Source organism: Dethiothermospora halolimnae (assembly GCF_037577855.1).
In the GTDB taxonomy this organism is placed as follows: domain Bacteria; phylum Bacillota; class Clostridia; order Tissierellales; family VENL01; genus Dethiothermospora; species Dethiothermospora halolimnae.
Map to the genome: position 1 here is coordinate 1 of NZ_JBAKFX010000038.1, position 20948 is coordinate 20948.

23 protein-coding genes are annotated in these 20948 nt (G+C 30.6%); all 23 read right to left on the reverse strand.

What is annotated here, in order from left to right:
• Positions 1-146 precede the first annotated feature (146 nt).
• Positions 147-2783 carry a calcium-transporting P-type ATPase, PMR1-type gene (locus V6137_RS14040; RefSeq protein ID WP_425448582.1) on the reverse strand — a complete coding sequence of 879 codons (2637 nt, stop codon included), beginning with the start codon at positions 2781-2783 and terminating at the stop codon, positions 147-149.
• A gap of 215 nt (positions 2784-2998) precedes the next feature.
• Positions 2999-3166, reverse strand: a complete 168-nt coding sequence (locus V6137_RS14045) for a hypothetical protein (RefSeq protein WP_425448583.1) — start codon at positions 3164-3166, stop codon at positions 2999-3001.
• Between the two features lie 14 nt (positions 3167-3180).
• Positions 3181-3987 (reverse strand): sporulation transcription factor Spo0A, encoded by an 807-nt coding sequence (spo0A, locus tag V6137_RS14050; RefSeq protein WP_425448584.1) that lies wholly within the window; start codon positions 3985-3987, stop codon positions 3181-3183.
• A 209-nt stretch (positions 3988-4196) separates the two neighbouring features.
• Positions 4197-5528: a SpoIVB peptidase gene (gene spoIVB / locus V6137_RS14055; RefSeq protein ID WP_425448585.1), complete on the reverse strand. Its 1332-nt coding sequence runs from the start codon at positions 5526-5528 to the stop codon at positions 4197-4199.
• A 203-nt stretch (positions 5529-5731) separates the two neighbouring features.
• Positions 5732-7423 carry a DNA repair protein RecN gene (recN, locus tag V6137_RS14060; RefSeq protein WP_425448586.1) on the reverse strand — a complete coding sequence of 564 codons (1692 nt, stop codon included), beginning with the start codon at positions 7421-7423 and terminating at the stop codon, positions 5732-5734.
• A 14-nt stretch (positions 7424-7437) separates the two neighbouring features.
• Entirely contained in the window at positions 7438-7890 is a 453-nt protein-coding gene (locus V6137_RS14065) for an arginine repressor (RefSeq protein WP_425448587.1), read from the reverse strand.
• A gap of 189 nt (positions 7891-8079) precedes the next feature.
• Entirely contained in the window at positions 8080-8880 is an 801-nt protein-coding gene (locus V6137_RS14070; RefSeq protein WP_425448588.1) for a TlyA family RNA methyltransferase, read from the reverse strand.
• Positions 8881-8892: 12 nt separating this feature from the next.
• Positions 8893-10773, reverse strand: a complete 1881-nt coding sequence (gene dxs, locus V6137_RS14075) for a 1-deoxy-D-xylulose-5-phosphate synthase (RefSeq protein ID WP_425448589.1) — start codon at positions 10771-10773, stop codon at positions 8893-8895.
• Positions 10736-11404 (reverse strand): hypothetical protein, encoded by a 669-nt coding sequence (locus V6137_RS14080; RefSeq protein ID WP_425448590.1) that lies wholly within the window; start codon positions 11402-11404, stop codon positions 10736-10738. Before V6137_RS14080 ends, dxs begins: the two co-directional genes overlap by 38 nt.
• A gap of 713 nt (positions 11405-12117) precedes the next feature.
• Positions 12118-13011: a polyprenyl synthetase family protein gene (locus V6137_RS14085; RefSeq protein WP_425448591.1), complete on the reverse strand. Its 894-nt coding sequence runs from the start codon at positions 13009-13011 to the stop codon at positions 12118-12120.
• A 9-nt stretch (positions 13012-13020) separates the two neighbouring features.
• Entirely contained in the window at positions 13021-13254 is a 234-nt protein-coding gene (gene xseB / locus V6137_RS14090; RefSeq protein WP_425448592.1) for an exodeoxyribonuclease VII small subunit, read from the reverse strand.
• Positions 13241-14470, reverse strand: a complete 1230-nt coding sequence (xseA, locus tag V6137_RS14095) for an exodeoxyribonuclease VII large subunit (RefSeq protein ID WP_425448593.1) — start codon at positions 14468-14470, stop codon at positions 13241-13243. Before xseA ends, xseB begins: the two co-directional genes overlap by 14 nt.
• A 13-nt stretch (positions 14471-14483) precedes the next feature.
• Positions 14484-15428: a tRNA (adenosine(37)-N6)-threonylcarbamoyltransferase complex transferase subunit TsaD gene (locus V6137_RS14100; protein WP_425448594.1), complete on the reverse strand. Its 945-nt coding sequence runs from the start codon at positions 15426-15428 to the stop codon at positions 14484-14486.
• Complete coding sequence (nusB, locus tag V6137_RS14105) at positions 15421-15831, reverse strand: transcription antitermination factor NusB (protein ID WP_425448595.1); 411 nt, start codon at positions 15829-15831, stop codon at positions 15421-15423. The genes V6137_RS14100 and nusB overlap by 8 nt, the downstream gene beginning before the upstream one ends.
• A 58-nt stretch (positions 15832-15889) precedes the next feature.
• Complete coding sequence (locus V6137_RS14110) at positions 15890-16117, reverse strand: DUF2273 domain-containing protein (protein ID WP_425448596.1); 228 nt, start codon at positions 16115-16117, stop codon at positions 15890-15892.
• A gap of 19 nt (positions 16118-16136) precedes the next feature.
• Complete coding sequence (gene amaP, locus V6137_RS14115) at positions 16137-16679, reverse strand: alkaline shock response membrane anchor protein AmaP (RefSeq protein ID WP_425448597.1); 543 nt, start codon at positions 16677-16679, stop codon at positions 16137-16139.
• Between the two features lie 55 nt (positions 16680-16734).
• Complete coding sequence (locus V6137_RS14120; RefSeq protein ID WP_425448598.1) at positions 16735-17142, reverse strand: Asp23/Gls24 family envelope stress response protein; 408 nt, start codon at positions 17140-17142, stop codon at positions 16735-16737.
• A gap of 72 nt (positions 17143-17214) precedes the next feature.
• The gene (locus V6137_RS14125; protein WP_425448599.1) at positions 17215-17883 is read right to left on the reverse strand and encodes a SpoIIIAH-like family protein; all 669 of its coding nucleotides are present in this window, start codon (positions 17881-17883) and stop codon (positions 17215-17217) included.
• Positions 17884-17902: 19 nt separating this feature from the next.
• Positions 17903-18490 carry a stage III sporulation protein AG gene (spoIIIAG, locus tag V6137_RS14130; protein WP_425448600.1) on the reverse strand — a complete coding sequence of 196 codons (588 nt, stop codon included), beginning with the start codon at positions 18488-18490 and terminating at the stop codon, positions 17903-17905.
• A 16-nt stretch (positions 18491-18506) separates the two neighbouring features.
• A complete protein-coding gene (gene spoIIIAF / locus V6137_RS14135) occupies positions 18507-19133 on the reverse strand; it encodes a stage III sporulation protein AF (RefSeq protein WP_425448601.1) in 627 nt (208 codons plus the stop codon).
• A gap of 8 nt (positions 19134-19141) precedes the next feature.
• Positions 19142-20317, reverse strand: coding sequence for a stage III sporulation protein AE (gene spoIIIAE, locus V6137_RS14140; RefSeq protein ID WP_425448602.1), 1176 nt, complete (start codon positions 20315-20317; stop codon positions 19142-19144).
• 13 nt (positions 20318-20330) lie between these two features.
• Complete coding sequence (gene spoIIIAD, locus V6137_RS14145) at positions 20331-20717, reverse strand: stage III sporulation protein AD (RefSeq protein ID WP_425448603.1); 387 nt, start codon at positions 20715-20717, stop codon at positions 20331-20333.
• 14 nt (positions 20718-20731) lie between these two features.
• Entirely contained in the window at positions 20732-20929 is a 198-nt protein-coding gene (gene spoIIIAC / locus V6137_RS14150; RefSeq protein WP_425448604.1) for a stage III sporulation protein AC, read from the reverse strand.
• Positions 20930-20948: the final 19 nt, after the last annotated feature.

The window sequence follows — 20948 nt, forward strand, 5'->3', positions numbered from 1 at the left end:
GCCGCCGACTTCCTTCAGATTCCACCTCACGGTGGACACCCTTGTCTTCAGCTAGCACCTATATCACCTTCGGTGTTCGGGACTTTCACCCTATAGACTGTGTCCATGCTGGGCACACATAAAAAAGTAGACTAAAAATTTTTAGTCTACTTTCTCATTCTATTTCTAATTGTCTTATATATCTCCGCAACACTAAAGGGGATAATAGAAAAACCTACCACCATTAACCATTGCTCTAAACTTAAATTTCCTAACTCAAATATATTTTGTAAAAATGGAACTAAAGTTACACTAAGCATTAGTACTCCAGATAGGGATATTGCCATTAATAAATATTTATTTGACAATATACCTATTTTAAATATATTCTTATCTAATGATCTAACACTTAGACTATTTGCAAACTGGGAAATACTAAGTACAAGAAATGCCATGGTCCTTCCTGTGATAATATCTTCATTTAATCCCACATTAAAAGCACTAAAACTAACAATTCCAATCATAATACCCCTTATTACAATAGATAATCCTAATCCATGGGCAAATATACTTTCCCTTGGTTTTCTTGGCTTTCTTTCCATTATATCCTTTTCTCCTGGATCTACACCTAAAGATAAAGCAGGAAAACTATCGGTAACCAAATTTATCCATAAAATGTGTATTGGAATTAATGGTGCAGGAAGATTAAATAAAAGGGCTGTTAAAAGTGCCACTATTTCCCCTATGTTACAGGACAACAAATAGTGTATCGATTTTCTAATGTTATCATAGATTACTCTACCTTCTTCAACTGCCGAAACTATGGTTGAAAAATTATCATCAGTTAATATCATGTCCGATGCTTCCTTAGATACATCTGTTCCTGTTATTCCCATTGCACATCCTATATCAGACCTCTTAAGGGAAGGGGCATCATTTACTCCATCGCCAGTCATGGCCACGATTTTTCCTTTATCTTGCCAAGCTTTAACTATTCGTACTTTATGTTCTGGAGATACCCTTGCATATACTGAATATTTTTCAATATTCTCCTTTAATTCATCATCGGTCATATCTTCTAAAGCTTCACCATCTATGGATTCTTCTTCACTTTGGATAATTCCCAGTTCCTTTGCAATGCTTATGGCTGTTATTTTATAATCTCCAGTAATCATTATAGGTCTTATTCCCGATGTTTTACACCTTTCCACTGCTCCTTTTACAGTTTCCCTTGGAGGATCAATCATTGCTGTCATACCTATAAATACTAAATCATTCTCTATATTTTTTGAACTTACTTCATTAGGAATGTCAGATATATCTTTATATGCTAATGCTAATACCCTTAAACCTTCCTTAGCTAAATTTTTATTTTCCTCTAATATCTCAGATTTCTTTTCTTCATTTAGACTTTCTACATTATCATTTATTAGTATTTTATTACATCTATTTATTAATACATCTATAGCTCCTTTTGTAAATACTCTATACCCCCCATCCACTTCATGTATGGTAGACATCATCTTTCTATCAGAATCAAAGGGTATTTCTTCCACTCTTTTAAACTCACTTTCCAATGTTTTTTTTAATTGTTCCTTTTCATATCCCAATGCAACAAGGGCAATTTCTGTTGGATCTCCAATAGTCTTTTTTTCTCCATCATTTTCTTCGATTGAAGCATCATTGCAAAGTACCCCTGTATATACTAACATTCTATATTCATTATCATTTATATCTATTTCGTCCACATCTATTAATTTATCATATGTATATGCCTTAGTAACTGTCATTTTATTTTGAGTAAGGGTCCCTGTTTTATCAGAACAAATTATAGAAGCAGTTCCCAATGTTTCCACTGCAGGTAACCTTCTAATTATGGCATTTTTCTTAATCATCCTTTGGACACCAAGGGATAATACTATAGTTACTATGGCTGGTAAACCTTCAGGAATTGCTGCAACAGCTAATGAAACCGATATCATAAACATATCAAAAATAGGTCTACCTTGAAAAAATCCTACTAAAAATATAATAGCACATATAATCAATGCTATGATTCCTAACTTTTTACCTAATTCAGCTAGCTTTCTTTGTAAAGGTGTATCCCCTTTTTCTTGAGATTCTAGCATTGTTGCTATTTTTCCTATTTCAGTATTCATACCGGTGGATGTAACTATAAATTTACCCCTTCCATGGGTGACTACACTTCCTGAAAACACCATGTTTTTTCTATCTCCTATTACTATTTTTTTATCTGCTAAAGTATCCACCGTCTTATTAACAGGTAGTGACTCCCCTGTCAATGCAGACTCCTCCACTTGTAAACTTGCCTTTTCTATTATTCTACCATCTGCTGGTACATAGTCTCCTGCCTCTAGTAACACAATGTCTCCAGGAACTATATTATATGATTTAACTTCCATTATAGAGCCATCCCTTAAAACTTTTGAGTTTGGAGTGGACATGCTTTTTAAAGCCTCCAGTGATTTTTCCGCCTTATTTTCTTGTACTAATCCTAGGATGGCATTTAAAAAAACTATAATAAATATAATTATAGTGTCAGTTACTTCTCCCAAAACTCCAGAAATAGCCGCTGCAATTATTAAAATAATAACCATAAAATCTTTAAATTGATTTATGAACTTTTTTAATAGGCCTTCCTTTTTCTTTTCTTTTAGGTCATTTTTACCGTATTTTTCTAGCCTTTTTTTTGCTTTATTTTTTGCTAATCCTGTTTCTAGGTTTGAATCTAAGGTTTGTTCAACATCTTCTAAATCTTTTGCATACCATCTCTCCCTATTCATTAAATCCCTCCATGATCTTTATTGGGTATGTTTTTTTATTATACCCATAATTTTCTTTTTTAAATTTTTTTATTTGTATCAATTATGATAACATTTTTTATGATAGTATTAAAAAGTTCTAAATCAGTCCCCTGCTTTTGACTATTATCTATTAACTGTCATCTGTTAACTATTAACCAAATAAAAAAGTATGGGAACGAATCTCCCATACTTTTTTATTTGGTTAGTTTATCTACATTTAAAACTATATCCTTAGCTTTTTTTAATCCTTCTCTATACCAATATTGATTGGTATTTAACTTTTTTCCTTGTTTTTCTTTTTCATTTAATTTACCTATAGAGTAATTCAATTCATCTAATATTATTCTTATTTCTTTACTCATTATACTAACTTTCTTTAACCTGCATTCCTTTCAAGTCTTAACTTATCGGCTACCATTGCTATAAACTCAGAATTTGTTGGTTTCCCTTTATCAGTATGAACAGTGTATCCAAATAGATTATTTATAGTATCTACTTTACCTCTACTCCATGCCACCTCAATAGCATGTCTTATAGCTCTTTCCACCCTACTAGGAGTGGTATTAAACTTTTTAGCTATATTGGGATAAAGTTCCTTAGTAACTGCACTAAGTAGTTCAATGTCTTCTACTACCATACCAATTGCCTCTCTAAGATACAAATAACCTTTTATATGGGCAGGAACTCCTATCTCATGTATGATATTAGTTATTTTGGCTTCTAGACTTTTTTCTTTAGTCACATTATTGACTAAATTAGAACTAATATCAACATTTTTTCTTCTTTCTATTTTTGTAGGAGCATTTCCTGTTACTTGCCTTATTCTTTTCATAAATATTTGAAAATCAAAGGGTTTTACTACATAATAATCTGCACCTAAATTTATAGCTCTTTGAGTTATTTTGTCCTGCCCAACTGCTGATAATACTATAGTTTTTGGAAACTTCTCCAAATCCATTGTATTGATTTTCTCTAAAACTCCTAATCCATCTAAATGTGGCATGATAATATCTAAAACCAATACATCTGGTGACTTTTCTTCTATAAGATCTATAGCTTCAAGTCCATCTTTTGCTATACCAACTACCTCTACATCTTCTTGAGTCGTTAAATACTCGCTTAAAATACTACAAAAATCCTTGTTATCATCTGCTATTAATACATTAATTTTTTTGTTTTCCAATTCTTTTCCCCCCACTAAAACTTTTTTCTAGATAAAAATCTATTTATATTATAACTCTACTCTTATATTTATTCGACAAAGGATATATATATCCTTCCTCAATTTCTAATTTAAGTAATTTTTTTAATAATTCAAATTTTTATGTGATTTTATAGGATAATTTATACAATAGTTAATAAAAATGACAAAGAAATTTTTTGTCATTTTTATTAATTTGCTTTTACAATATTTTTTGTATAGTCTTGGAAAATTCCAGCCTTTTGAAGCATCCAATTTATATATATACCATACCCTTTAGCTGGATTATTAACAAAAACATGGGTTACTGCTCCTATTATTTTCCCATTTTGAATTATTGGACTACCACTCATCCCTTGAACAATTCCTCCAGTTTCTTTTAATAATTCTTCATCTACAACCTCTATTACCATACTTTTTTGATGGGGAAATTTTTGATTTTTTAAACTTTTAATTTCAATTTCATATTTTTTTATATCATTATTTTTTATGGTACTTAGTATATAAGCCTTCCCTTCCTTTACTTGACTAGGGGATGCAATGGGAAGAGCTTTGCGATTTATAATGTGATTAAATCCTTTGTTTATAGTTCCATATATTCCAAAGTCGGTATTATTAGTAATTTCACCGATTCCATCATCAGATTCATAAAATAAGCCTATTAATTCCCCAGGAGCTCCTTTCTTTCCCTGTTCTATGGCTGATATCTTTGCATTTAAAATCTCTCCATTTTCAATTGGCATTAATCCGCCAGTATCAATATCAGTAATTCCATGTCCTAATGCTCCAAATTTTCTAGTATCACTGTGATAAAACGTCATAGTTCCAATGCCAGCAGTTCTATCCCTTACCCATATTCCTAATCTATAACAGCTATCCGATGGACTTTTAACAGGATATATTTCAGTAACAAACTGTAATTTATTTCTTTCTACTGTAACCTTAACCTTTTTCTTCTTAATGTTATTTAATATTTCTATAACATGATCTGCATCTCTTACTTTTTTTCCATCAATAGATAGTATTACATCCCCTATTTTTATTCCAGCATCTATAGCAGGACTATATTTGTCTCCATTCTTACCAATAATATCATCGGATAAAGCCACTACTAATACTCCTTTTGTATTTAATCTTACACCTATTGTATTTCCTCCTGGAACTAAATAAATATTCTCTGATACATTAACATTTATTTCTTTTATAGGTATTAAACCTAATAGTTTAAATTTTAATTTACCTTCTCCATTTTTTAATGTCCCCACTCTATATGAATTTTTAAAACTTAATTTTAATTTATCCTCTGTGTTATTTTCTTTAAAATGTAATATATTTTCTTTGTTATTACTTAATATATCCACAGTAAATGGAAATATTATATCTATATCTTTTGTTTCCCCTTGATAAATACTTATATGTGAAGGATACTTAATTATATCAATTATTTGTACTGAATATGTTGCTATTGTTAGTACTAATATAAATACAAAAAAGATTTTTAAACCTTTTTTATTTTTGTTCAAATAAAATCACGCTCCTATTTTTGCATTAGCTTAATTCTACACCTCCACAAAATTTGTTTGTAAACTTAATTTAGCCTTTTTTGAGGTTATTTATTCTACATAAATATTTATCAATATGTTAACTAAAATCTAAATTTCCGAAAAATAGGATGGATTTTTAAAAAATAATGAAAAAGACCCTTAAAAAGGGTCTTTTTCATTATTTATCTAATTTGTTTTGACATTTCCAACATTTCTTTAGCATGGTTTCTAGTAGTATCTGTTAAATCAACACCACCTAATAGCCTAGATAGTTCATCCACTCTTTTACTATAGTCTAATTTTTTTACTTTAGTTATAGTTCGATTATCCTTCACTATTTTATTAATTAAAAAATGACTGTCTCCCATTGCGGCTATTTGTGGCAAATGGGTTATACACAAGATTTGATGGGTTTTTGATATTTTTGATATTTTTTCACTAAGTACTTGGGCAGTTCTGCCACTAATTCCTGTATCAATTTCATCAAATATAAGACAGGAAATATTATCCACATCAGCCAAGATATTTTTAAAAGCTAACATAATTCTAGACATCTCTCCACCAGATACGATTTTTGATAAGGGCTTTAATGGTTCACCAATGTTTGTAGATATTAAAAATTCAACATTATCTATTCCATCTTGAGTATAATAATCATATTTTTTAAATTGCACTTCAAACTTTACATCCTTCATGTTTAATTCACTGAGTTCCTTTGTTATAGATTTTTCAATATTCTTAGAAATTCCTTTTCTTTCTAAGGTTAATTCTTCACAAATCTTAGATAATTCTTTTTCTATTTTTTCTATCTCATTATTTATTATTCTTATTTCTTCTTCACTATTTACTATAAACTGATACTCATTATATATTTTATTTCTATAATCTAATATTTCATCTATCGTGTTACCATATTTTCTTTTAAGATCATTAATAGTATTAAGCCTATTTTGTAATTCATTCAATCTTTCTGGATTATAATCTATATTTTCTTCATAACTTCTTAATTCCCTAGTTAAGTCCTGTATAGTGAAAATTATAGCATCAAAATCCTCCACATATCTTTCTAACTTTTTATCATGTTTCGATATGTCCCTTAATTGACTACCTAAATTTATTAACTGATCAATTATAGAGCTATAGTTATAATCATTTGAATTTAACGTTTCATTAACTTTTGTCAGGGTTTCTATTATATTTTCTGAATTTGATAATATATTATATTCATTAAATAAAATTTCTTCTTCTTCTCTTTTTAAATTTGCAACATCTATTTCATCTAATTGAAATTTAAGTAAGTCTATTTTTCGCTCTTTTTCTTTATCATCACTATTATATTTTTTTAATTTATTTTTTAGGGCTAATATTTCATTATATTTATTCTTTACGTTTTCTTTTAATATCCCTATTTTTTTTCCACCTAGAGAATCTATTAATTTTATATGATTCTCTGGAGATAATAGGGACTGGTGTTCATGTTGTCCATGAATATCAACAAGTTTTTTTGTTAATTCCTTTAACATATTTAATGTTACTGTTCTACCATTTATTCTAGAGGTACTTCTTCCCGAGCTAAAAATTTCTCTAGTTATCAATATAATACTATCTGGCTCTTTATCTATTCCAAAGCCTTCTAATACATCACTTATATCATTATCCTCATCTATATGAAATAGTCCTTCAATAATAGTTTTATCTCCACTTGTTCCTATATAGCTTCTATTAGCTCGTCCCCCTAACAACAGTCCCACAGCATCTATTATAATTGACTTTCCTGCTCCAGTCTCTCCTGTCAACACATTAAAGCCTTTAGTAAAAGATATATTAACTTCATCTATAATAGCAAAATTTTGTATACTTAATTCAAGGAGCATCGTCACACCTCCCCCTAATCTAAAATATTATTAAAAGTATTTATTATCTCTTTAATAGCATCTTTATTCCTTACAGCAACAAAGACTGTATCATCTCCGGCAATAGTGCCTACTATTTGCTCCATATCTAAAGCATCAATGGCAGAGCCTGAAATTTGAGCAGCCCCAGGTAATGTTTTTATAACTAATAAATGACCTGCTGTTTCCATAGATATTATAGAATTTTTAAATATTTTTAAGAGTCTATCGGTTGTTCCCTCTTGATTTTGTCCCATGGCTGCATATTTATATCTACCATTCTTTGATAAGACTTTTACTAACCTTAGCTCCCTAATATCTCTAGACACAGTGGCCTGTGTTACATCTATACCGGAATTTTTAAGATATTCCAGTAACTCCTCCTGAGTTTCTATTTCATTTTTTTCAATAAGCTCTAGTACCTTAGCTTGTCTAGTATATTTTTTCATATTATCCTCCTTGATGAATTAACAACCATATCATTTTTGATACCTACAAACATCATTTATGTATACTTATTATATCAAATTTATAAATATAAAAAAATACTTTTATTTTAATTATTTAGCTAAATAAAAGATAGCCCTTTTCGGCTATCTTTTAACTAATATACCTATACCCCTTGTATCCTTCACCTATTATAAATTTTTATGGGATTTCACTGCTATACCGTCAATCTTATTATCAATATTAAAGTTAGAATGTATTCCTCTTTTTATATGGGCTAAGTATTCAATATTCCCCTCTCCCCCCTTTATGGGAGAATAGGTTAAATCTATAATTGTCAAATTATTATCTATACAGAAAGAGTTTATATCATTTAAAACTTCTTTATGTACCTTTAAATCCTTCACTACACCTTTTTTTCCGACCTTTTCTTTACCTGCTTCAAATTGAGGTTTAACCAGTGCTACCACATCGACATTAGCCTTAGTTATTTCTATAACTTTAGGTAGTACTAACTTTAATGATATAAAGGACACATCTATTGTAACAAAATCAGCTAATTCTTCTAAGTCCTCTAGTTTAACATACCTTATGTTCCTACCTTCCATATTTATAACCCTTTTATCATCCTTTAATTTATTAGCTAATTGTCCATGTCCCACATCTATGGCATAAACCTTTGTAGCTCCGTTTTTCAGCATACAATCAGTAAATCCCCCGGTGGAGGCACCTATATCCATTGCCACTTTATCCTTACAAGAAATATCAAAAGTCCTTAGAGCCTTTTCTAACTTTAAGCCTCCTCTACCTACATAGGGTATAGGGTCATTTATTATTTCTATAGAACTCTCTTCATTTATTTTTGTACTGGGCTTTCTTATTTTTTTTCCATTTACTAATATATTTCCAGTTTTAATATATTTTTTAGCCTTTTCTCTACTCTCTATTATGTTTTTATCTACTAATAACTTATCTAACCTTACTTTTTTCATAAAAAACTCCTATTAATTAATAGTATCTTCTATTAACTTTACAACACTATTAACATCTAATTTATATTTAGAATACAGTAATTCCACTGCACCATGTTCAATAAATTCATCTGGTAACCCTATGTTTAAAACTTTACCTTTATAATTATTTTTTATAAGTAAACTGTTTACAGTATTCCCAAATCCACCACTAACTACATTATCCTCATAAGTTAATATAAGTTTATGATTCTTAGCAATATCTAGTATCAACTGTTCATCCAAGGGCTTTATAAATCTACCATTAACTAGAGTTACTTCTTTACCCTTCTCTTTAAGCTCCATTGCCACATTATAACCATAGTCCACCATTTTTCCCACTGCTAATATGGCGATATCTTTTCCTTCTAATATTACTTCACCTTTACCACATTCAACTTCATAATTTTCAGATACATTGGTCATATCACAACTTACTCCCCTTGGATATCTAATGGCTAAAGGTCCTTTATTATAGCTTGCAGCAAATTTTATCATTTCCTTCATCTCTTTTCTATCCTTAGGGGCCATTATTGTCATATTAGGCATATGGGACAAAAATGATAAATCAAAAACACCGTGGTGGGTTTCTCCATCATTTCCCACAAGTCCTGCCCTATCAACAGCAAATACCACTGGGAGATTTTGAATGCATACATCATGTAAAACCTGATCGTAGCCTCTTTGTAAAAATGTTGAATAAACGGCAAAAAACGGTTTAAGGCCATTAGAAGCCAATCCAGCTGCAAGGGTTACTCCATGCTGTTCTGCTATACCTACATCAAAAAATCTTTTAGGAAACTTACTGTGGAATTTAGCTAGCCCAGTACCAGCTGGCATAGCGGCTGTTATAGCTACTATATCATCATTTTCACATGCTAATTCTACAAGTGACTCTCCTAAAATATTTGAATACTTTGGAATATCAGTTTTTTTAACTGACTCTCCAGTTTCTATTTTAAAAGGTGATGCTCCATGATATTTATCTGGACTTTTTTCAGCAGGTAAATATCCCTTACCCTTCTTTGTTATAACATGTACTAAAGTAGGACCATTGATATTTTTAGCCCTATAAAGTGCACTAATAACTTCTTGAATATTATGCCCATCCACTGGACCTATATATTTAAGCCCTAAGTCTTCAAATAGCATTCCCGGTATTAAAAAATATTTTACACTATCCTTAGCCTTTTCTGCAGTTTTATATACCTTTTTACCAATTGCCGGTATACTATTTAATATAGAACTTAAATCTTCCTTTACTTTTGAATATGTAGATGTGGTAGTTATTTTACTTAGATACTTAGATAATCCACCAACGTTTTCCGATATGGACATATCATTATCATTTAATACCACTATTTGTTTTGTTCCCACTTCACCTATATGATTTAAGGCTTCAAAAGCCATTCCAGCAGTCATTGCACCATCACCAATAATACTTATTACATCATTCTTGTCATTTTTAACGTCCCTAGACAATGCAAATCCAAGTCCTGCCGATATAGATGTAGAACTATGTCCTGTCTCAAATATATCATGTTCACTTTCATTTCGTTTAGGAAAGCCACTTAAACCATTAAATTGTCTTAGGGTATCAAACTCATCTTTTCTTCCCGTCAGTATCTTGTGGACGTAGGCTTGATGACCTACGTCCCAGATTATTTTATCTTTTGGACTATTAAACACCCTATGAAGGGCTATGGTAAGCTCTACAACTCCTAAATTTGAAGCTAAATGACCTCCTGTTTTTGATACCTTATCTATAATAAATTGTCTGATCTCTTCAGCTAAATTATTCAATTCTGTAGTATTTAGTTTTTTAAAATCTTCCAAATTATTTATTTTTGCTAGAATTTTTCCCACTTTTAGCATCTCTCTTTCTTTTATTTTTTCTTTTCTTCAAACTAGGTAAAACATCTATTTTTAATTTTTTATCTAAAAAGTAAACTACTTTTGATGTATAATATATTATAGTCTCATTTTTAGATATAGCGATCTCTTTTCCCAATGCCTTTCCACCAACGGTTAATGCAGCAACAAATGCACTCATAGCTGCACTTATATAAACCGTATTAATAATTCCATATTTTGAAGCAAGTTTTGTAACGATAATTGTTCCAGCTGCTCCACTGACTATACCACTAATATCACCTATTACATCATTGCAAAAGTTAGATACAGGTCCTGCATTTCTTACCAGTCTTATGGCATACTTTGCCTCCTTCACCCTATTGGCAGCCATGGCATGAAATGGTTCTTCTTTGGAAGCAGCAACTGCTATTCCTATTGTATCAAAAAAAACTCCTAATATAACTATAAGTATTAGTATTATAAATGCTATGGAAATTTCTATACTTTCTAAGATTCCAACTGAAACCAAACTAACCATTATTGCTATAGAAAAAGTAATTATAGATACAAGTATTATCCATTTGAAGTTGTACTTTTTTAATATACTATTTTGACTATTTTTCTTTTTGTTATTTTTATCATCTTCCGACAAAACACTACCTCCATTATTATAAATATAGAAATAAAGCTGATAGCCAAGCTATCAGCCCCTTATAAGTGGCAGTATATTAGATAAATTTTGTGACTTAGGTCTAGCAGGGTTTCCCAGACAGAAACTGCTTGTCGCCATCACAGCGGTTCCCCTTTAATCCTGTCTCTATTCTGTCACCTAGAATAGGGCTAGATTACCACTTAGTGCACACTGTAATCCCCAATATACCTCTTATATTTAAGAACAGTCTAGGAGTTTTCCTCAACAGCCATACTAACTCTTAGCCTCTTTTGCAAAGTAGGTTTCAACGGCAAAATCTCCTATACCATGGGCCCATAGTTAGATAGATCGCGACCATTTTCCACCTATTTCACTCAAGGCAGGCTACGCTGCACATAGCTTGCACCATATGCAGGTTACTCTCCCGTTATTGCCCATTAAATAATAAAGGGAGTCTCCACGGAGGTAGGGTCATCGCCCACATGCCATTGTAGATCGCCCCATCCTCCTTACTCCCAGAAACGACCCCCGACTGGGCGTCAGCAGCCGAAACCAGGAACTTCATCGATGTGCCCTTTGACGGATTTTTAGGCCCGCCCTCAAAGTTAGTTGTACTGACTAGAATACTGTGCCACTCTAGACTAGAAATAATTATAACATAGTCTAATATTAATTTCAAACTAATAACAAAGATTATATTACCTATTAACAGATTACATATCTCTGTTTAACAAGAAATATGCCAGCTCTTTTAAAATATTTATATTTTTTTTATCAAATTTATTAAGGCTAGTAATAGCAAAATTATATAATTCTTTCGACTTTTCTATTGAAGAATCCATACCATATAGTGATACATAGGTTGCCTTATGATTATCCTCATCACTTCCAATATCTTTCCCTAATTTATCCATATCCCCAATCTTATCTAGTATGTCATCCCGAATTTGAAAACCTAATCCTATAGATTTACCATAATCCCTTAGTAAATTTATTTCATCGTCATTAGCTCCTCCTATAATAGCTCCAGAAACAATTGATGCCTCGATTAATGCCGATGTTTTGTTATTATGAATAAAATCTAAGGCCCTTTGGTCAATACCACTATCCTCCGATTCTATATCTACTACCTGACCACCTATCATTCCAAAAACTCCAGCTGCATTGCTTATTTCCTTTAATGCCTTTAAATATCTTTCACTATTACTTTTAGTATTAAAAACATGACTTATCATAGTCTCATAAGCAAAGTTTAACAGACCATCTCCAGCTAAAATAGCAAGGTTCTCTCCATAAACTTTATGGTTTGTTGGTTTTCCCCTTCTAAAATCATCATTATCCATACAGGGTAAGTCATCATGTATTAACGAATATGTATGTATCATTTCCATTGCAGCTGCAAAGGGTAATGCCTCTTTATAATCACCATTAAATATTTCACAGGTTTTTAATATTAAAAAGGGTCTAAGCCTTTTTCCCCCAGCAAATATGCTATATCTCATAGATTCAAAGATTCTTTTCTGTAGACTATTACTTTTAGGTAATATTTCATTTAAGTATTCTTCTATTGTTTCACTATATTTTCCCAGTTCATTGCTTATATCCATAATTTCCTCCTAAAAATCATTAAAATCCTGTTCCTCTAATGTACCATCTTCTTTTTCTAGTATAGTTTTTATCTCCCCATCCATATCATTAAGTATTTTATTACAATGTCTATACAAATCAATTCCTTCTTTAAATTTAGACAAGGATGAATCAATATCTAAATTCCCTTCTTCCAGTTCTTTAACTATGATTTCCAAATTATCAAAAGCTTCTTCAAAGGACAAGTTTTTATTCTTTGTCATAGTTATCCCTTCTTCCTTCCTTTTTATCTAAAACTTTTACTTTTACATCACCATCATGTAAAAGTACATCTAACTTTTCATCTATATCAACTTCTTTTATAGAATTGATCACATGTCCCTCATCGTTAATTAATAAAGAGTAGCCCCTATTAAGAACCGATAGGGGACTTAAAGAATCAAGTTTAGCTCCTAAATTCATTAAATCTTTATTAAGTATATTTTTTCTATGTATAATATTTCTACTTAGATCTTTATATAACCTTCTTAACTGTTCCCTATTGTTCTTAAGTTCATTTTCAGGAGACCTATTGATTAAGCTTTTTTTCATATATTCAAGTTTATCCCTTTTATTATTTAAATCCATATTATAATTATAAACTAATCTTGAGAATATCTGATTTAATTTATCCATTAAATCTTCTCTTCTAGGAACAGCCAACTCTCCAGCTGACGATGGGGTAGGAGCCCTTAAGTCAGCTACAAAGTCGGCAATGGTAAAGTCTGTCTCATGGCCAACAGCCGAAATAATAGGGGTGGATAATTCATATATAGTTTTAGCAACATCTTCTTCATTAAAACACCATAATTCCTCTATTGAACCGCCCCCTCTTCCAGTAATGATTAAATCAATGTCATCCCTCGTATCAAAATATTTTAATCCTTTGCATACTTCTTGATGGGCCCTTTGACCTTGTACTAAAACAGGATAAATTAATATATTAGCACTGGGTAACCGTCTCTTTATTACCGTTATAATATCCCTAACTGCTGCTCCAGTAGATGAAGTAACAACCCCTACCTTCTTAGGTAAAAAGGGTAATTCCTTTTTATGAATCTTATTAAACAGCCCCTGTTTTTCTAGTTTGTTTTTCAATTGTTCAAATGCAATAAATAAATCCCCTATGCCTTTAGGCTTCATGCTATTTACATATAGTTGATAACTGCCATCCTTATCATATACCGATATATATCCCTTAGCTACAACATTTACTCCGTCTTTAGGGTCAAACTGGATTTGTCCTGCATGACTTTTAAACATAACACATCTAATTCTACTGCTACTATCTTTAAGGGTAAAGTACATATGTCCAGTATAATGATGTTTAAAGTTAGATATCTCCCCTTCAACACTAATATTATGTAATATGGGATCTCCATCTATTATTCTTTTTATATAATTATTAACTTCTTTAACCTTTAGTGGCTTTAATTCCATAAAACTCCTCCACTTAAATTCCTCTTTTTACACTTCCTAAGTATGCTATACCTACAGCATTATCGGTACAATACTTTATATTTGGGTATATTACATTAACTGCTTTATCTTTTCCTATATTGTAGTGAATTATATTTCTTATATATTTGTTCGATGCAACTCCTCCTATAATCACAACATCTTTTACATTAAATCTTTTAATAGCATTTTCTAATATACTAACCAATGAATACCCTACACAATAAAATGTAGTTTTAATAATATCTTCTTTATTTTCACCATCCATTGATCTATAAAGAAAAGTCTCTATTCCTGAAAAGTTAATTTCCATACCACTGGTGCTAATAGGCTTTTTCATTTTTAAAATTTCTCCATTTTCTAAATATGTTTCCATTTCTTTACCACAGGGGAAAGCCATCCCTAATTTTACACCAATTCGGTCAATTAATTGCCCCGCACTAATATCTTTACTTCCCCCTACTATATCTATTTCATAATTTCTTTTATTATCTTTTACATATAGTAATTCCGTTGTTCCCCCTGAGATATGTAAAGCCAGAAACTCTTTTGGAGTTTTAACTTTATTAAAAGCCGCACCTATATGTCCATCTTGATGGGTAAATTCTTTATATTCAACCCCAAGTGTTTTTGCAAGAATATATGCCTGTCCCTTTGATACATTAAAAACAGGCATATATGAATCTTTAATATTTCTAGGTTTTATACTGGCAGAAACAGTTACTATCTTAGATAGATCAATTTCCTTTGTCAGTTGATCTATCATACTTGGCATATTATTTATATGCTGAAAAATAGCTTCCTGTTGCCTTAAGCCCCTTTTTCCTTTTTTTACTTCTAAAACTTTTCTTATATCAGACAATATACTTCCATTATCATCAACTACAGCCATTGAAGTTGTGTATGCACTTGTATCAATGCCTAGAAAGTATTTACTCATTTGAATCAATAGTTCTGACTAAACTTCCTAAAATCCCATTAATAAATTTGCCAGCTTCATCGGTACTATATTTTTTCCCAATTTCTAAGGCTTCATTAATTGAAACTTTAAAAGGTATATCGTCCTTATATAGGATTTCATAAACTGCTATTCTAATTATTGCCAAATCTACTTTAGCTATTCTATTAATTTTCCATTTTTTAGAATGTTTTTGAATTTTCTCGTCTATATTGGCTAAATTTTCTATAATAGCCCTTGCTGTACTCCTTATATATCCCAATTCTTCATCTCTAAAATTATTATTCTTTATAAAAGTTTCAATTTCTTCTTCAGAATAGTTCTCGTTAACTCCCATCTGAAATAATAATTTCATTGTAGATTCCCTTGCATGTCTTCTTCCCATATTTATCCTCCTTGTATTTCATGTACTTATTTTTATCTATTTTGTATTATTATATGTATTATTTAAATTTGCTAGGAGGAAGTATTTTGTCTAATAATTCCACTAGGCTTTCCCTACTATCAATCTTACTACCAAAATAGCCACCTAGGATTATACAGATACAGATAAACAAAACCTTAAAAAAGCCTATTATAAGGACTGATATTCCAATGATAAATCCAACTAATCCTCCTATAAATTTCCCATAATTATTACCAAATATCTCCATAATTTTTTCTCTAAACATAGTTAACACCTCTTAAATATTATTTCATAACTCTCATTGGTGTTGTAATATTATCTATATTTATCATAACATCGGTCACATTTATCCCAGTGGATTCTTCTATATATCCTTTTATTTCCCCTTGTAATCCTTCTGTTATTTCTGGAATGTTAACATCTGGAGTAACCGCTCCTTTTATTTTTATGGAAACCCCATCATCCATCAGATCTATCATAGTTTTTATATTACTTATTCCATTTGATTTGTCGGCAACTGAATTAACTAAGCCCTTAATAGTCTCTGTAGATATTTTCAAATCTCCATGCTTAGTATGTTTAACTATATATCCCATTTGTGGCTTCTTTTTAGCTCCAGATATTAAAAATTTTATACTAACAAGAAAAAAGGCTAGTCCCACTAAAGTATACCAATAATTTCCCTTGATATTTTCTAAAAACTTTGTTACGTTGTCAATAGACGATATGCTTAAATTGAGTTTAAAGGGAAAAATCATAATTAAGATAGATACCAATGCAAGACAAAATGTATACAGTGATAATATTATCCTGTCAAATAATTTCATCTAAACACCTTCCTTTATTATACTAAATTTAACCCTCTGAAAAATCAGAGGGTTATTATTTAACTCTTTGAGACTGTTCTTCCTTAGGTTCCTTAGGTTCTTTCTCAATATTAACACCTTGAATATTTATATTTACTTCCACAACGTTTAAACCTGTCATAGTTTCAACAGCATTTTTAACACTCTCTTGAACTTCCCAGGCTACCTCTGGAATTTTCGCTCCATACTCTACTACTATGTACAAATCTATTGCTGATTCTGTTTCACCTACTTCAACCTTTACACCCTTAGATAAATTCTTCTTACCTAGCATCTCGGCTATACCGCCGGCTATACCACCACTCATTCCAGCAACACCCTTTACATCTGTTGCCGCTAGACCTGCTATAATACCTACAACTTCATCTGCAATTTTAATTTGTCCATGTTCTATCATTTCATCTCTGTTTATATCATTTTCCATATGTTGCACCCCCTGCTTTTCTATAGTTTACATGAGTATTATATCAGATAGATTTTTTTTTTACAAACATTACTATAGCTTTTTCATTATTGTTATATTTGATGCTTCAATTGATGTTTCACCTTTTACTATTTCTAATATTTTCATTACATCTTGTTCTGTTAATTCATCTACCGATACTATTACCTTTCCACTATTCTCTTTTAAAAATACCAGTGCATCTTCAAAACCTTTAGCTTTTATCAGTCCCTCTATATAAAGTTCTGTTTCTGAAACATTCCCTATTCGGATTATTTCCTCTTGGGCTTTGGTTCTAATTTCTTTACTGGTTTTATCATTTTCTATGATACTGGTTAATTTTTCAGATAATTCTGCCCTTAATTTATCCCTTGATAATCTATATTCTATAAAATAATTATTCTTTTCAATATTTTCTTGTTTAGTTATACTTGTTTCAATACTATCGTTTACCTTAGTTGAAAGATCATCTATATCTTTATCCTTCTCAATATTAACATCTATATTTAACTCTTCTCCCTCTTCTAGCTCCTTTAATGTAGTTTCTGAATTTATATCATTTTCCCCATCATTCATCTCAGCCAGTAAACCCTCTTCATGTTTTTCATAATCATTAGATGTATCTAGTAAAGATTGTTTAGTTAATTGATGATGTATATATCCAACCATAACCAACACCAATACCAATGAAGTTATAAGTAAAGCTTTTTTCTTTATAATCATATATAAATCCCCCTTATTTTTAATTACTAGAAAATACTTCTACCCTGTTCCCAGAAATACTAAGAACAGTTTTTACTGCCCTATATATTTTTTCTTTTATTTTTATATCCTCTGCTCCTTCAGCTACAACTATTACCCCCTTCACCTGTGGTTTAACTTCCTTTATAACTATTAGTCCTTCTCCATTACTGGAATTTGTGGTTACTACATTTTTTGTTCTATCATTTCTTATCATCTCCCTTGTTCCTCCCTGGGAATCCTTTTCATTTGTTTTTTCATTTGATTCTGTAACATCAACTGCAGGTATTCTTTCAGCTGTATCTTCTAATGTTACCATAACACTGATTTCTCCAACTCCTTGTATTTTACTTACTATATTCTGAAGTTTTTTCTCTATATTACTTGCATAGTCATCTATTAATAACTCACTTTTTACTTTTTTATTGTTAGTTTTAATAGTATTATCTTTAGACTTATTATCCTTATTACCTAAAATACTAGCCATAAGTAATAATATTATGCCTATAATTAATAATACAGTTAAATTAGTTAAAAGCTTTTTTGAGTTATTTTTTTGAAAAAATTTTCTTATTTCTTCTAAGTTCATTTTATCCCCTCCACTATCACCCTTCTTTGTTTATAGAGACATTTATATTTTCCTTAGGTATCCTATAGGCTTCAGATAAAATTTTCCTTACATTATCATATTGTTTTAAATTAGTCTCTTTATTCTCTTTTACATTTGTATCTAAAGTAACAGACACCCTCTTTATTTCTTTAATATTTACTCCTTTCTCTTTACCCTTTTCTTTTTTATCCCCTTTATCTATTAAAAGCTCCACTCCTTGTAGATTTCCAAACTCTTCACTTCCTTGATCCTCATTTATTTTCACCGATATAGCTTTAACACTATGTTCTGTTTTACTTTTAATTAAACTAAGTATTTCTTTTTTTAAAGATAATTTATATATGTCTATCACCTGTTTTTGTCTTATTTCCTTTAGTTCTTCATCATTTGAATACTCAATATTTTGTCCATCAACTATATTTTTAAAAACCTCCCCTTCTATATCTATATCTTTAGATAACAAATTTATGAATGGATTTATTAAAACAATTATTATTAATAACCCTATTACCATATTTATATATCGCTTCATGTTTCCCTTAGGTAATATTATCTCTAAAAATGAAATAAGAATAACCACAACGACTATGTCACTTACCCAAGCCCTTAAAAAGTCTATCATTTTATCACCTACCTAAGCATCATAGTTATATTTCCGGCTCCAACAATAATAGTAATCGTTATAAAAAACATCATACCGACGGAAATTACTATACCTAATATAACTATAAGGGACTTAATAATTTCGTTTAAGCAATTAATTATTCTAAAGTCCGATATAGGTTCTATAACAACTGTAACTACTTTATAAGTAAATACCAGAGCAATAATTTTTATAATTGGCATTATACATATTATAAATAAAACAATTAATCCTATAACCCCTATTGCGTTCTTTAAAAGCATGGAACATCCTATAACCGTGTCCATTGCATCGGATAAAAACTTACCAACAATTGGTATAAACTTATCAACTGCAAATTTAGCAGTTTTAATTGTTATTCCATCCACTTGAGCTGAAGTTATACCCTGTATAGAGATTACACCTATAAAAACTGTAAGGGTTATGCCTATGATAGCAACTGATATCTGCCTTAACAATCCCGACAGCTTTGAAAATTGTATCCTATCAGAAATATTACTTACAATTCCTATAATGGCTGAGAAAAATACAATTGGTAACAATACATCCTTCATTATAGTACTGGTTATTGTTATAGCACCTAATAAAAGGGGTTGGAATAATGCCGATGACGTAAGTCCTCCCATTGCTAATAAAAGGGTTATAAGGGTGGGAAGTAAAGCTTGTATAAATACCACCATGTCATCTATGGCATCCCTTGCTATTCCTATACCAATACTAAAGCCCTTTATACATAGGGAGATAAGTATTATATAACATACATAAAAAGCCAAATTCCCTATCGTATCACTTTCAAAGGCACTTTGTAAGTTTACTAATATGGCACATATTATAGCTAGTACAAGTAATTTCAATAGTAATTTAAAGTTAACTATTACCTCCTTAAATACTATATTTAAAATTCCTTTTAATACCTCTTGACTATTTACTATCTGTTCACCCTTAACTAAAGATATTAATAAACCTTTAAAATTCACCTCCGGAAAATATTCATCCGATGATTTATTTATGTCTTTGATAATGTCACTTAACTCTTCTAGTTTTAAATTTTTTAATTGTTCTTCAACTATCTTGTCTTTATCAATCACTTCATCATCACAATATCCTATACTGGGAACCAGTATAAATATTAATATAAAAATAATAACTGTTCTTTTATTCATAGTTTGTCACACCTTAAGGCATTATTTTCATTATTAGGTCTAATAATGCAGTTACTATTGGAATAGAAACCACCATTATTAAAACCTTTCCACCCAACTCTATCTTGGAAGCTATTGCCTCCTCTCCAGCATCTCTGGATATTTGGGCACCAAATTCTGCTATATAGGCTATACCTATTACTTTTAATATTGTTGAAAAGTAAATAAACTCCATGTCCACTTTTCCCGCTAGGTTTGTTAATAAATCTATAACATAGGATAATTTGGTTACTACAAATAAAAAAATAATAAGCCCAGCTACTATACTAATTTGTAGAGCTATCTCTGGTTTCTGTTGCCTTACTACAACAGCCAAAATCGTTGCTATTATTCCTACCCCTACTATTTGCAGTACTTCCATATCTATCACCCTATCTAATATAATTTAAATATAGTTTTAACACTATCAAAGAGATCTCCTATTATTCCCATTATCATCGTAAAAGCAATTATGACACCAGCTATGGTAGCTATATGAGCATATTCTTCCTTTCCTTGCTTGGATAAGATTGTATGTAATATCCCCAATAGTATCCCTATACCTGATATTTTTAATATCAGACTTATATTCATATTATCAATCCTTTCATTT